Below are 16,359 nucleotides of genomic sequence, written 5' to 3'. Positions count from 1 at the left end.
GAATAGTGGTTAAAATTATATTAAACTTTAGCATTAAATTGTTAATGATTGTTATAAATGTATCTAAAGCTTATCAAAACCACTATTATCATACATGAAATCAGGAAAAAAGCGGTGAAATATTCTTTTTAAATATTCAAAAAAAACCGGTTATATGATGATAACATCAATCCGGCTTTTATCTTTATTTCACGAAAATTTTACTGATTTCGTTTTATCGATGTTTTACCAGAAGCCAGCTCGAATACTTTATGGAAATAGAAGAGCCAAATTCTGTCCAGGTAAGAAAATACCAATAAGTTGCAGTAGGTACCCATCTGCCGCCTATTCTTCCATCCCAGGTATATCTGTTTTCCGGGCTGCCTCTGAAAACTTCTGCACCATATCTGTCAAAAATCCGGAATACAAGATTGTCATTAGCCATCAGCGCCGAGTAATCAACCACTTCATTATGTCCATCTCCGTTGGGGGTAATAGTATTAATGAGATTAATAATAGCAAATGCTTTTTTCACCTCTTCACAATTTTTTGAATCTCTTACGAATACGGTATGTGCTCCTCTTGGTACATCATAAAAAACGTTGGAACTTTGCCAGACTACTCCGTCTAAAGAGTATTGGTATGGAGGTGTGCCACCGCTTACTCCGACCTTTACAGTAGTTCCGTCTATCTCAATGGAAGTGATCTGCGGAATTGGTAATTCGGTAACATTGACGTATTGTTTATACACACAACCGTTATTCGATGTTAATTCTACCCAATAACTTCCTGCAGGAACATTGGTGATGGAAGGGCCAGTCGCGCCGGTACTCCAAAGGTATCTGTCGAATCCCGGGCCGGCGTCCAGTGTTGTAGTTGTTTTCGGACAAATTGCCTGATCTTTTAACAGATCTGATTTTTTAGGAACTTTAATTGTAATGGTAATTGATCCCACTTCAGGACATATTCCATTTTTTTCAAAACGAATATAATAGGTTTGTGAAGTCGTAATATTTACCGTAGCTGAAATAGGGTTGATGTTGTTTTGAGCATCAGCTAAACTATTATGAAAAGTATAGGTAACATTAGGATCTATGGTAAACTGAGGGATAAATTGTGTCAGATTCACTGATTTTATTCCATCCAAATCATCATCACATACATTTTCTATAGCCGCTGGCTTTGATAATAAAAGTCTCGCTCCGATACTGAATTGTAGCGGTTTAACGACAAATGCACATCCATCAGGGGAATCTACTCTGATATAAATCGTTGTGGTAGCAGTATAGCTCCAGGTATTGGGGAGGATATTGGCATTTCCGGCATTGGCATCAGCAAGATTTGCATAATATCTGACGTTTGTAAAATAGGTAGGGTTATTAAGTACAATATTGGTTATATTGGATAGTACAATGGTAACGGTTCCGTCAAAGTTATCATCACAGAAAGAACCGTTGTAATTATCTTGTATAATAGCTTTATTAAAGAGAGAAAGCGTTATTTGTGCAATACTTTTACATCCGATATTATTTTTGACTACCGCATAGACAATGGTACCATTAGGTGCTGAATAGGCATTTTGATTCGTAATCAATGCTGCGGGATTTTCAGTTTGGGCATCAACAAGAGTCGGATAATAAGTGATCGTCACCGGATTATTTAATGTCACATTCGCGGTTGTCAGGTTAAAGGTTCCCTGTCCGTTGATGTCACATGCATATAAGGTGGTATTGGTAACCGTAAGCGCTTCAATATTGATATGTACTGTCACTGTTTCACAATCCGGGAAATCAGGATCATTGCCGCAGAATGTATAAGTGAAAGTATCATTTGCAACAGTTCCGGGTGTATTAACTGTATAAGTAATAACTCCGGTTGCAGGGTTTATCACAGCAGTACCTAATGCTGGTGGCGTTATAATGGCCACTGTTGCAGGAACAGGAGTCTGTGATGAATTACTGAATGTGGGAGTTATAGTTTGAGTCGTACATACATTATATGAGGTATTTGTGAGCTTGGTACAGTTTAAAACTTTATATTGTTCAGTGACCAAAGGTGCACAGCTTCCCATGGTTACAGAACATGTATAATATCCGGATTGTGTAGGGTTGAAGGAACTACCTGTAGCATTGGGAATAGCTATTCCGTTTCTGTACCATTGGTAAGTATCATAAATAATAGGATCTACTGTAAGCACTATTCCCGGGGCGCAATTGCTTCCCGATTTTATAATTACAGGTTGCGTAGGGAATCCAGCGAAAAAGCCTCCATATCCTACGGCATCACTTCCGGCAGTAATTCCGGCAGTAATTGCTTTATCAGAAACCACTGTTATCGTTCCGGTTACATTGGGAATTCCATAAGTTACCCAGTTATTGGTTCCTGTCATATCGTATGGGCCGGTGGCTGCGGGAGGGATGCCGCCATTTACCGTAACAGTTGCTCCTCTTTGGGTAATCAGATTCAGTTTTGTAGGAATATTCAGAATGCCACCCAGGTTTGCGTTGGAATGAACAAAATTTTCATTGATCAACCCAAGTTCGTTGATTTGTTTCGGAAGGTAGCAGTTCAGAGCCGGGATAAAATTAAATCCTCCGGTAGCCACCTCGTTTCCCGTATTGGAATCTCCGGCCAGAATCTGGTAAACATAGGCATTTTTAGAAGTCCTGATATATAAATTATAATGTCCTCCGCCTTGAAGCATGTATTTAGTGTCGGGAATTACAAAATAACTGCCTGTGTTAATTGTTGCAACAGGGATAGGTTCGTTATTGACATAAATTTGAGTATTATCTTCCGTAGCAATAATAACAGCTCCTTCCATATTGGCTCCGATACTTCCGTTACCCTTTACAAGTGCAAACTCATTCCCAAGCCGGTCAACAGGTACTGCCTGATCCATTAAAATATCAGAACTGGAAGCAAAATTACCTGCATACTGGCCATTAAAATTTCCATTGGTGATATTGACATGTTTGTTTGAGGTCACTTTTGCTCCGATAAATCCATCAAAATTTCCTGTAAGGTTTCCGATTCCGTCAATAATATAAGATTGTCCTTTATTGAGGGAGAAAGTCATTGTGGGGTTGGTAACTCCGGTAGTCCCGTTTGAAAACTGTACGGTGGGCTTGTATCCTGAGATCGTAACAGTTGTATTGTCTTCTGTTGCCAGAACACTGGTCATGAAGTTTAAAATATCATTACTGACCGTAATGGGAGCTGAAGCAGTGAAGAAATTTTTTCCGGTAGAAGGAATACCCTTAGAAGTAATAATTTCTGCATGGTTGAATACTGAAAACCTTAAATTGGCATAAAACGGAAATTCCGCCTTGAGATATAATCCTTTTGTTGTAGGCGTGAATAAGTCTATCTGCTCAGTGGTAATGATATAGTTTCTTAAAACGTCAAATTTCTGCGGGTTTCCTTTGCTTATGGTAACCGTCCCGATCAAAATATTATTGTTATATATGTTTACAGGAAACGGGGTTGTTCTGTTGGTAGAAAGATAAAGCTTCTGGTACTGATTAGGTGCTCCTGACCGGTCTATCATCGGCGCAAACCAATGCTCTCTATCTAATTGAGCAAAGGAAAAGGCGAAAATATAAAATATAAATAAAAAAGATAGAGTTTTCTTCATTCAGGATTAGTATTTATCACAAATTTAATAATAAAAAGTATTGAATGTTTGAAAAAATAATAAAAAACCATGATTTTGAAATCATGGTTTTGAAAATTGTATTTGTAAAAGATTATTCCCTGTTTTTTACAAGAATCCAGCCTGTGTATTTTATAGCGGTCTGCTTACTGTTAGGCTCATTCCAGCTTATTTCATACCAATAGCTTCCGGTAGGAACTTTAGTTTTGCCACCGGAAGTTCCATTCCATTTGTAACCATTAGATTTATCAGCCTGAAAGATCTTTGCTCCATAGCGGTCAAAAATAGAAATAACAAGATTTTTTTTGATGGCAAATGATGAATAATCAATCACATCATTTATCCCATCCTCGTTGGGAGTAATTACATTAATGAGGTTCGCAATTGTGATCTCTATATTGATCGGATTACAATTATAATTATCCTTTACGTATACATTTGCATTACCTCTTGGCATATTAGTGAATACATTTGAATCCTGCCAGTTGATATTATCAACAGAGTATTTGTAAGGTGGTGTTCCTCCTATGACATAGATCGTTACAGTATTTCCGGAAATATCAATATTGGTAATCACAGGGTGTTCAGATGCATATATTTTAACCGTTTGAGTCGTGATACATTCTCCCGTTTTTAGTTTTACCCAATAAGTTCCTACTCCTGCGTTATTAATAACTTGTGTGGTAGCTCCGGTGCTCCATTCGTAACTTTTGAATCCTGGTCCTGCATCCAGGGTTGTTTTGCCTTCCATACAGATGATTTTGTCAACCAGAACGTCGGATTTTACCGGAGGCATTACAGTGAGTGTCACTTGAGCAATCCTATAACATCCGTTTGCATTGGTTACCCTTACATAGACAACTCCGGTAGGTGCTGTATAAGTAGTTGGATTCAGAATCTCATTGGTTCCCGCCTGGGCATCTGCAAGAGATGGATAATACTTTTTAGTAATATTTGTGGTGGTTGTTACATTCGCAGTGGTAAGATCAAATAATCCTGTCGCAGCATTAGTTCCCAGGAAGCACGTTCTCAATGAGGTGTCGTTTACTACCGGATTTGCTGATACTGTTAATTTTAAAGTGACTTCTTCACAATCTGTAAAATCAGGGTTGTTTCCACAAAACTTATACACAACAGTATCGGGACCTGAATAATTAGTATTAGGAGTATAGGTTATTACACCGGTTGTGGGATTGATAACTGCAGTGCCATTTGTAGGTGGGGTGATAATAGTTACTGTTCCGGGAACGACGGTTTGAGTAGAACTTGTGAAGTTGGGTGTATATTGTTTCGCACCATCACATAATGTGTCGTTGATAGTTGTTTTTTTAACGCAGGTATAGACTTTATAAACAGGAGTAGTTACCGGAGGACAAGTACCTATCGTAATTTTTACCGTATAATTTCCTGATTGTGTCGGGGTATAAGAGTTAGATGTTGCCCCTGTGATCAGAGTATTATTCCTGTACCATTGATAGGTATCAAAGCTATCGTCTATTTCAAGTACCAGTCCAGGGATACATTCTCCGTTTTGTTTGGCGATAACAGGAATAGAAGAGAATCCGGCAAAGTAACCACCATAGCCTACAGCACCACTTCCTCCAGAAATACCTGCGGTTACAGCTTTTGTAGAAGCTACTGTGATATTACCTGTGACATTAGGTACGGAATAAGAAACCCAATTACTGGTGCCGCTTACCGGATAAGGACCTTGTGCAGCAGGTGGGGTAGCCCCGTTTACCGTGACAGCTGCTCCGGTTTCCGTCAGAATATTTAATTTGACGGTGTTGGTAGTAGGCGGAAGAATATTAATCATGCCTATTTCGTCTATTTTTCTTGGTAAAAAGCAATTAAGAGGGGGTATATAATTGAATCCGCCTGTTGCGCGACCACTATCATTAGCAACTCCTGCCAATAATTGATAAACATAAACATTTTTAGTTGTTCTTATGTACATGTTGTAATGGTTGTTCCCTTGATTGATATAGTTGGTATTTGATAGTTCATTCACTCTGTAGCTCTGCCCTTCATTGAGAGTGACGGCGGGAGTAGTAGCATTGTTGATAAATACTTGGGTGTTATTCTCTGTGGCAATAATCAATGCATCTTCCATCTGTTCATCAACATTCGCATTCCCTTTTACTACTACAAATTCATTCCCTAACCGGTCTACGGGAACTGATTGATCCATAATAATATCTGTTCCGAAACCAAGCAAGGAGCTAGCCAATGAAAATTGCCCGTTGAAATTTCCGTTGGTAACAGAAATAGGTTTGTCTGCTTCAATTTTTGCTCCTATAAAACCTTTACGATTTTCTGTTGTATTTCCATCTCCTTCAATGATATATGATTGCCCTTTATTCAGTGTAAAAGACATTGAGGGATTAGTCGCTCCTGTCGTATTATTTGAAAATACTACAGTAGTTGAATATCCGGAAACAGTAACTTTTGTGTTGTTTTCCGTAGCCATTATTCCAGTGGTAAAGTTTAAGCCACTAACATTTGTTTGGGTTATAGGTGCCATTGCCGCATAAAATTGCTTACCTATTCCCGCTTTTCCCTTAGACGTTAATATTTCAGCATGATTAAGCGATGAAAACCTGAAAGTTACGAAGTACGGCTTGGTTCCCTTAGTATACAAACCCATGGTAACAGGAGTGAATAAATCTGTCTGAGAAGTTGTAATCATGTTTTGAATAGGAACATTAAAAACCTGTGGATTTCCTTTACTAACTGTGATGGTACCAATAAGTATATTGTTATTATAGATTTCTACCGGGAAAGGAGTAGTAGAGTCTGTAGAAAAATATAACCCCTGTTGCTCCGCTGAATTTGTATTTCTCTTCATCATTGGTGCAAACCAGTGTTCTGTATCTCTTTGGGCAAAAAGTAATTGGATCGGAATTAATAGTAAAAAAATAGTGAGTAATATTTTATTCATTTTTGTGTAATTAAACTGCATAAAAATAATTAAACATTTAATATGTTTAATGAAACGGTATTTTTTTTGATGATTTTGTTGTTTTGTGTTAAATGTTGGTAGTTAAAATTGATTTTTATGAATTGTTTTTTGTCAATTTTGTTTTCTTGTTTATGGGGGAATTTCTTTTTACTAATTAATTTCTGTTATAAATGAAGATTTTGAGGCAATCTCCTTTAATGTATAGATAATCTAAAAAAATAAATAATGCTAATTCCCAGAGAAAGAAATAGAAGGGTGGTGTAAAAACAAAAGCTGCTTCATTGCGAAACAGCTTTATTAAAAATTTTATTTAGTGAAGTATTATTCTCTGTTTTTTACCAGAATCCAGCCTGTGTATTTTACAGCGGTTTGTTTGCCATTGGGCTCATTCCAGCCTATTTCATACCAGTAGTTTCCGGTAGGTACTTTCTTGCCACCACCGGAAGTTCCATTCCATTTGTAGCCGTTGGATTTGTCTACCTGGAAGATTTTGGCTCCGTATCGGTCAAAAATATTAAATACTAAATTGTTTTTACGGGCTAATGATGAGTAGTCGATTACATCATTTACTCCGTCATCATTTGGAGTAATAACATTGATGAGGTTCGGAATCGTAATATCTATTTTAATAGGATCACAGTTGTAGCTATCCTTTACATATACACTTATTTCGCCTCTCGCCAAATCTGTGAATACATTGGAGTCCTGCCAGTTGATATTGTCAATAGAATATTGATAAGGCGCTGTCCCTCCTATGGCATAAACAGTTATCGTATTAGCTGATATATCAACATTGGTAACAACGGGTTGCTCGGAAGGATATACTTTAACCGTTTGAGTAGTGATACATTCTCCGGTTTTTAATTTTACCCAATAAGTTCCTACCCCTACGTTATTAATTACCTGTGTTGTTGCTCCGGTATTCCACTCATAGCTTTTGAATCCTGGTCCCGCATCAAGGCTTGTTTTGCCTTCCATACAGATGATTTTGTCAACCAGAACACTGGATTTTACAGGAGGCATTACCACTAAGGTTATTTGTGCAACTCTGTAACAGCCATTTGCATTAATTACTTTTACATAAGCAACTCCATTAGGAGCTATATAATTAGCCGGGGTTAAAATTTCATGCGTTCCTGCATGGGCATCTGTAAGTGACGGGTAATATTTTTTGGTAACTCCCACAACTGTTGTTACACTGGCGTTGGTAAGATTAAATAATCCTGTAGCAATATTGCTTTCTAAGAAGCAGGTTCTTAATAATGCGTCATTCACTATTGGACTTTCAGATACTGTTAAATTTAAAGTGATTTCTTCACAATCTGTAAAATCAGCATTGTTTCCACAGAATTTGTAAACGAAGGTATCAGGACCAAAGTAATTGAAAGTAGGGGCGTAGCTTATTACACCGGTGGTAGGATCAATGACTGCATTACCATGAGCAGGTGGCGTGATGATGGTTACTGTTCCCGGAACAACAGTCTGGGTAGAACTTGAAAATGTTGGAACAAACTGTTTTACGCCATCACATACCGTATCATTAATAGTCGTTTTTTTAAGGCAGGTGTATACTTTATATACCGGAGTAATTACCGGAGGACATGAGCCTACCGTTATTTTTACCGTATAATTTCCTGATTGTGTCGGGGTGTATGAATTAGAATTCGCGCCTACGATGGGAGTGGTATCTCTATACCATTGATAGGTATCAAAACTATCACCTACTTCAAGTACCAGCCCCGGGATGCATTCTCCGTTTTGTTTGGCAATAACCGGGATAGAAGAGAATCCGGCAAAGTAACCGCCATAACCAACCACACCACTTCCTCCCGAAATACCAGCGGTTACCGCTTTTGTAGAGGTAATGGTAACGTTTCCTGTAATGTCAGGTACCGAATAAGAAACCCAGTTAGCGGTTCCTGTAACGGGGTAGGGGCCTTGTGCTGCCGGTGGGGCTACTCCGTTGATGGTGACAGCAGCTCCGGCTTCCGTCAGAATGTTTAGCTTAACAATGTGACCAGAAAGAGTTCCCTGATAAGGAAGATCTTTGATTTTTCCTATCTCATCAATCTTTCTCGGAAGGTAACAGTTCAATGGCGGGATATAGTTGAATCCCAATGTAGCGTTACTTGCGGCTACTCCAGCCATTAACTGGTATACATAAACATTTTTTGTCGTTCGGATATACATATTATAATGACCATTTCCCTGATTGATATAATTGGTATTATTAACTTTATTAACTCTGTAGCTTTCCCCTTCAGCTAAGGTCGCTACAGGGGTTGTTCCTGCATTCACATATACTTGTGTGCCTCCTTCTGTAGCAACGATCAGGGCATCCTCCATATATCTGGCGATATCACCATTTCCTTTAACCACTACAAATTCATTTCCTAATCGGTCAACAGGTACAGACTGGTCCATAATAATATCAGAACCCTGATAAGATCCACCGGCTGACATAGCAAACTGACCATTAAAGTTTCCGTTGGTAACGGATACCGGTTTGTCAGATTCTATTTTTGCTCCTATAAAGGCTTCCTTATTTAATGTTTTATCTCCCATCCCCTCAATAATGTAAGATTGTCCTTTATTCAAAGTGAATGTAAGAGAGGGATTGGTGGCTCCCGTCCATCCATTGGTAAATATAATGTTGGGAGAGTAGTTGGAAACAGTAACTGTTGTATTGTCTTCTGTTGCTAAAATTCCGGCTGTAAAATTGTACTCATTATTAAGCTCTTCAATGGGAGCCGTGACAGCGTAGAACTTTGTTCCAATTCCTGCTTTTCCTTTGGATGTTAAAATCTCACCATGCTGGCTTACTGAGAATCGGTACGTTACAAAATAAGGTTTGGTACCTTTTGTATATAATCCTTTATTTCCAACAGCGAAAAGCTCTCCATTAGTGCTGGCAACCATTCTGTTGATGGGAATATCAAATGTTTGTGGTGATCCTTTGCTGATGGTAACAGTTCCCAACAAAGTATTGTTGCTATAGATATCTACATCAAATGGTATGACTGAATCTGTTGAAAAATAAAGTGCTTGTTTGGGGGTGACTACCTTCCCCGATCTGGCTGCCATAGGGGCAAACCAGTGTTCTGTGTCTCTTTGGGCAAACAACATGTTGAATGCCACAAAAAACAACAGAATAACTGATAGAATTTTTTTCATAGATAATATATTATAGTTTCTACAAAAATAACAGAATAAATGGTTTGAATTTAAAATATTTTACAATTCCTATTAATAAATTAACAAAATAAGCCGCGAATATTTATTCGCGGCTTATTTTAGTGAAGATGGCTTATTGATTATTCTCTATTTTTTACGAGAATCCATCCTGTGTATTTTATTGGAGTTTTGGCTTTATTAGATTCATTCCAGGTAATGTGATACCAATAAGTTCCGGTAACAATTTTTTTATCAAAATGTTTTCCGTCCCATTTATAATTATTGAATTTATTCCCTGTAAATATTGTGTTTCCATATCGGTCATAGATTGAGAAAGTAAGGTTCTCTTTATAGGCTAACTCACTGTAGTCTATAAAATCATTTACGTTATCTCCGTTAGGGGTAATTGCATTTAATAAATTAGGAATCGTAATTTCTACCGCAACAGGAGTACAATTGTAAGCATCTTTTACATAGAAAGTATGCTGACCTCTGGTTAATCCTGTAAAGATGTTAGAGTCTTGCCAAGTACCTGTTCCGTCAACAGCATATTTATAAGGAGGTTTTCCACCTGCTGCGATTACTGTCGCGTTATTATTATTAATTTCAATTGTTTGAATTACCGGATCATCTGCTTTTTTCACTTTTACAGTTTGTGTCAGGAAGCATCCGTCTTTACCAAGTATTACTGTATACTCACCAACCCCTATATCTCTGATCCCTGAACTTGTAGCTCCTGTACTCCATTGATAAGAGTCATATCCCGGCCCTGCATCAAGATTTGTTCTGGCGTCCATACAAATGTACTGATCTACCAGGACAGGAGATTTTTTAATAGGAAGGGGAACAAGAGTGATTTTAGCAATTCCTGTACAGCCTTCAGCCGTAGTTACTTTTACATATACCACTCCACCTGTAGCTGGAAAATTATCAGGTGTTGTAATCTCATTGATTCCTGCATTAAGGTCCGTAAGAGTACGGTAGTATTTTTTTGTTACTGCTGTATAATCGGTCACTTTAGCCTTGGTAAGATCAAAGTAAGCGTAAGGAGCTACATCATACCAGCATGCTGTAATAGTAACATCTTTTACAACAAAAGGTACTACAGTAAGATTTAAAGTAATCTGTTCACAATCCGTAAATTCTGCATTGTCTCCACAGAATTTGTAAACAATAACATCCGCTCCCAGATACCCCGGGTTTGGCGTGTAGGTTATAGTGCCGTTAGGATTCAGAATAGCGGTCCCCTTTGTTGGAGGGGTAAGAATCTGTACTGTACTTGCAACAGGAGTTTGTGTTGACGATGTAAATGTTGGTGTGATGATTTTTGTAGAACAAGCATTAAGCGCCTGCGTTGTTAGTTTTAAACAGGTTTGTACTTTGTATATAGGTGTTGTAATAGGAGGGCATGTTCCCATTGTTATTTTTACCGTATAATTTCCTGATTGTGTTGGAGTGTAGGTATTTGCGGTTGCGCCTGCAACAGCAGTTCCGTTTCGGAACCATTGATAAGATTCATATCCATCATCTAATTCCAGAATAATTCCCGGAACACATTCTCCGGTTTTTTTAGCAATGAGAGGGATTGAAGAGAAACCTGCGAAATATCCTCCATACCCTGCAGAACTATATCCTCCGTTGATACCTGCAGTTACAGCTTTTGTAGAGGTGATATTTAGGTTTCCTGTAATGCTATTGATAGCATAGGTTACCCAGTTTGTATTTCCTGACAGTGGGTACGGGCCTTCTGCGGGTAATGGCGGGGTTCCATTGACCAGTACGGTAGCTCCTGCTTCTGTCAGGATATTTAATTTTACAATTAAGTCACCTTGAGTGGCACTGGCTCCTAATGGGCCAAGAGGCATTTCATTGATCTTTCCGATTTCATCAATTTTTCTTGGTAGGAAACAGTTCAATGGTGGGATGTAATTGAACCCGTTAGTCGCATCACTTGCTCCCACTCCGATAAACTGGTATAGATATACATTTTTGGTCGTTGAAATAAACATATTGGAGTGAGTACCGGCGGGACCGGTTTGAGTAGCATAGTTCGTTTCGTCAATCCTATAGTATTTTCCAGCATTTAAAGTTGCTGCCGGGGTTGTTGCCCCGTTTATGTATACTTCAGTATTATCTTCTGTGGCTATAATAAGCCCACCCTCCATATTCAAACTAGGAAGTGTGGATCTTGTTTTTACCATAGCAAATGTATTTCCAAGTCTGTCTACCGGCACAGATTGGTCAAGAACAGGGTCACTTCCGGATGCAAAGGCAATAAAAGAGAAATTAGCATTACAACTTCCGTTGGTAAGTGTTACCGGTTTATCAGCAACTACTTTGGCGCCAATAAAACCTTCCCGATTTCCCTCTAAACCGCCCGATCCTGCAAGAATAAAAGATTGTCCTTTTTGTAATGTAAAAGTTTGAGTATTACCGGTAGGTGTACCATTGATGAAAGATACTGGTGGAGTAGGTGAAGTAGGTGGATTCCATGAAACAGTGACATTGGTGTTGTTCTCTGTAGCCAGGATTCCAGCTGTAAAGTTATGGATACTGGTTAAATTTTTATTTGGGCTGGCAGCAACAAAGAATGTCTTTCCTATTCCTGCTCTTCCTTTACTGGTAATAATTTCCCCGTGAATACTCTGAGCAAGTCTTAAACTGCAATAAAAAGGTTTAGATGCATTTAAATAAAGCCCTTTGGTACCCACAACAAATGCCTCGGTCGATGTTCCTGTAGAAATAAGGTCATTAGCAACTTTATACGTTTGCGGATTGCCCTTGCTGATTGTAACTGTTGTGACAACCAGGCTGTTATTATATATGGTTACATCAAAAGGAGTTACTGAATCAGTGGAAAGATAAATCATATTGACATAGCCTCCGTAGCTGTCATAATACGGAGCTATCCAGTGCTCAGTATCCCTTTGTGCAAAAATTGTATTAATAGCCAGGAAAGTAAACACTAAACTGAGTAGAAATCTTTTCATGTGTATGGAATTAGGATTTCTACAAAATTAAAATAAAAAATGAAATACATTTAATAAATTATGAATAAAAGCGGAAAACTATTCTCGATTTTTAATTAAAAGCCATCCAGAATACGAAACTTGTAATTTCGTATCCGGTTCATTCCATTTGATCACATACCAATAAGTTCCGGTAGGAAGATTTCTTCCATTTGACTTTCCGTCCCAGATGTAATTTTTGTCCGTAGATTTATAGACTGAGGTTCCATATCGGTCTGCGACTTCAATAGCCACGTTTTGTTTTATTCTTAATTCAGAATAATTTAAAACATCATTGATGCCATCACCATTGGGAGTAATGGTATTAATGAGGTTAATCACCAAAAACTCTTTGGTAATATGACGACATCCATCGGAACCTAATACGTATACCGTGTGAATACCTCTTGATAATCCGGTAAAAACATTAGAGGTCTGATAATCGAAACCGTTTAATGAATATTTATAAGGAGGGGTTCCCCCAGTTACATAAATAGTTGCAGTAGTTCCTGTAACATCTATTCTGTTGATTACAGGAGATTGCGATGTTGTTACATTTACATACTGTCGGTATACACACCCGTTGAATCCAAGATCTACATAATAATTTCCGGCAGCAGCGGATATATTTTGTGTAGTAGCTCCATTGCTCCATAGATAAGACGAGAATCCCGGACCGGCATCCAATAGTATTTTTTCATCAGAACAGATAACCTGATCATGCAAGGTCGTAGATTTTTTTGGAGATTTTAAAGTAAGGGTTAAACTTCCTGTACTGGGACAAGCTGTACTGTTTTGGAATCTTATATAAAAAACACCTGTTGAGGTAAGAATCTGTGAAGCGGGAATAGGGTTGGTTCCTGTCTGTGCATTAGCAAGTGAAGTATAGAATGATAAAATAACACTTGGGTCTGTGGTAAATAATGCTTTGTAATCATTCAGATTTATTGCTTCAGAGCCATTAAGATCATTGTCGCAGATCTGTGCTTTGGCGGAACTGGTTATCAATACTATTTTATTTCCAATCGTAAAATTAATTTGCCCAAAAGCAGGAGGACATCCGCCGGTTGTAGAAGATACCCTTACATATACCGTTGTGTTGGCTGTAAATGTCCAGTTGTTAGGAAGCGTATTGCTATTTCCAGCATTGGCATCAGCCTGATTTAGGTAATATTGTACAGTGAAATTGGCAGAGTTGTTTACAATCTGTGGCGTTATATTGGCAAAATTTACATTCACAAGACCTTCAAAATGCTCATCACAAATATTGGCATTATAATTACTGGTATTGATATTAGGTGTAGGAAATGTATTTAATGTAATAGTAGCGATCTGCGAACATCCATATGTTGAAGTCACATTGGCATATACAGTTCCTGCAGGACCGGAATAAGATGTTGGCGTTGCTATTGGCCCCGTTAAGTTGGCATTAGTGAAATAAGTAATGGTAGCCGTAGGATCCGGACTAACGCTTGGGGTTGTAAGATTGAATGTTCCGTTCCCATTAGCCGCAGCACAAGAAGACATGGAAGTGTTGGTTGTTTGAAGGACGTGGCTGTTAATTATTATTTTAAAATATTCAAAAGCAGCAGGATTACCATTTCCCTGGATGTAATAAGTAAATGTATCAGTGGTATTTGTCGTAATTCCTGCATTTGGTGTATAAGTGATTTGACCGGTTGTAGGGTTTATAGCAACCGTTCCGTTGGTAGGCTGTACAATAATACTTGTGTTGGAAGGAACCGCGGGCTGAGTGGAGTTGGTAAAGACCGGATTAATGACTTTGGTACTGCATGATCCAATATCATAAGTTGTCGTTGTAATTGGCGGACATGCTGTATAATCATACTCTGCTGTAAGTCTGGATTCACAACTGTTTTTAGTAATATAACATGTATAGATTCCTGTTCCATATAAATCAGGATTGATAGAAGGTGTTGTAGCGCCTGGAATCTGAGTTCCGTTTAAGAACCATTGGTACCCATCGTGACCGGGATCTACTTCCAGAAGAACTCCATTATAACAATCACCGGTTTTAGAAATGACAGGAATAGAGGAGAATCCTGCAAAATATCCTCCATATCCTACTGCACCATTTCCTGCTGCAATTCCAGCTGTAACAGGTTTTGTAGAGGCTACTGTAATATTTCCGGTAACATAAGGTATGGAGTAGGTGACCCAATTGGAGTTTCCGCTTACAGCGCCGGGGTTGGCGATTGTATTTCCGTTAACCGTTACGATTGCTCCGGTTTGAGTGATAATATTAAGTTTAGTATCATAAGATGTAGAGCCAATCATATTAATGTATCCTATTTCATTGATTTCCTTAGGTAAAAAACAACTTAATGGCGGGATAAAATTCATTCCTCCGGTCTGGTATACTGTACTTCCGGAAGCTCCGGCAAGAAGCTGGTAGACATAGACGTTTTTATTTGAGGAAATACTCATGTTGTAGTTTCCGTTACCCTGGTTTATGTAGCTTGTGGCTTCAATCAGACGATAGTCTCCTGCATTAAGGCTGACACCGGCTAAAGGATTTCCGTTAACGGTAAGGGTAGTGCCATTTTCCGTAGCAATGACTAAGGCTTTTTCCATACCTACAGTGATAGGGCCATTTCCTTTTACCATGATAAAATCTTTTCCCAGTCTTTCGGTAGGAACAGCCTGATCCATCAGAATATCTACATTGGTGCTGTTTTGAGTGGTATAGAGTCCGTTGAAATTTCCGTTTGTTACGGTTACCGGTTTATTGGCAACAAGCTTTGCGCCTAGTAAGCCCCTTCTGTTATTCACTCCTCCCATGTCGCTATTGACATCAAGGATATAAGATTTTCCTTTATTGATGGTAAATGTCCGGCTAGCCATTACACTGCCGTCGGCGAAAACAATATTAGGACTATAACCGGATACTGTTACTGTGGTATTATCCTCTGTAGCTGTTACTCCTACCGTAGAATTTACATATTCTTTTGGAGAGGTGGTTGGTGCTGTTCCTATGAAAAAAGTTTTACCAACTCCGGCCATCCCTTTCGAAGTGATTATTTCTGCTTGTTGGGGAACTGAAAACCTGAAATTGGCAAAGAATTTTTTAGCTCCTTTTACATGAAGTCCCATTGTATTTTGGGTAAATAGATTGTTCATGGTAAAGGCAATCATATAATTACTCGGAACCGTAAGTTGTACAGGATTTCCTTTGCTTACCTGTACCGTAGAAAACACCGTGTTGTTATTAGAAACCTGCACGGAAAAGGGAGTAAGTTCGTTGGTAGATAAGTATAAGTAACATTGTGGAGTTCCTTGAAGTGAACTTGCGGACATAGGAGCAAACCAGTGCTCATTATCCAATTGTGCATGGATTAAACAATAAAGAAAAGCACAAATAGCTAGTAGAAATTTTTTCATTCGTTATTATAAGGGCCGCAAATTTAAACATTAATAGTTTGAATTTTATATAAAAAAAACTTTGAAATCGTATTTTTAATGTAATTATTTAATATTTAAAATTTGCGTCATATTAAGTTCATATTCATTAATATACCCCACAAAAAAATCCCGGTGAATTTCACCGGGATTTAATATTT

At 38.3% G+C, this 16,359-nt stretch carries 5 protein-coding genes; all 5 read right to left on the bottom strand.

The annotated features are described in order from the left end of the window. Positions 1-214 precede the first annotated feature (214 nt). The 5 genes from EG342_RS02990 to EG342_RS02970 all read right to left on the bottom strand — a co-directional run bounded on the left by EG342_RS02990 (position 215) and on the right by EG342_RS02970 (position 16,180). Complete coding sequence (locus EG342_RS02990; RefSeq protein WP_103291772.1) at positions 215-3,616, bottom strand: T9SS type B sorting domain-containing protein; 3,402 nt, start codon at positions 3,614-3,616, stop codon at positions 215-217. Between the two features lie 112 nt (positions 3,617-3,728). Then, positions 3,729-6,575, bottom strand: coding sequence for a T9SS type B sorting domain-containing protein (locus EG342_RS02985; protein ID WP_103291773.1), 2,847 nt, complete (start codon positions 6,573-6,575; stop codon positions 3,729-3,731). Between the two features lie 342 nt (positions 6,576-6,917). After that, positions 6,918-9,770, bottom strand: a complete 2,853-nt coding sequence (locus tag EG342_RS02980; RefSeq protein ID WP_103291774.1) for a T9SS type B sorting domain-containing protein — start codon at positions 9,768-9,770, stop codon at positions 6,918-6,920. 140 nt (positions 9,771-9,910) lie between these two features. Next, positions 9,911-12,760 carry a T9SS type B sorting domain-containing protein gene (locus tag EG342_RS02975; RefSeq protein WP_103291775.1) on the bottom strand — a complete coding sequence of 950 codons (2,850 nt, stop codon included), beginning with the start codon at positions 12,758-12,760 and terminating at the stop codon, positions 9,911-9,913. A 78-nt stretch (positions 12,761-12,838) separates the two neighbouring features. Next, entirely contained in the window at positions 12,839-16,180 is a 3,342-nt protein-coding gene (locus EG342_RS02970; protein ID WP_103291776.1) for a T9SS type B sorting domain-containing protein, read from the bottom strand. Positions 16,181-16,359 lie beyond the last annotated feature (179 nt).

Source organism: Chryseobacterium lactis, assembly GCF_003815875.1.
GTDB lineage: Bacteria > Bacteroidota > Bacteroidia > Flavobacteriales > Weeksellaceae > Chryseobacterium > Chryseobacterium lactis.
Note: the sequence above shows the minus strand (reverse complement) of the source record. Positions and strands in the feature narration are given on the sequence as shown.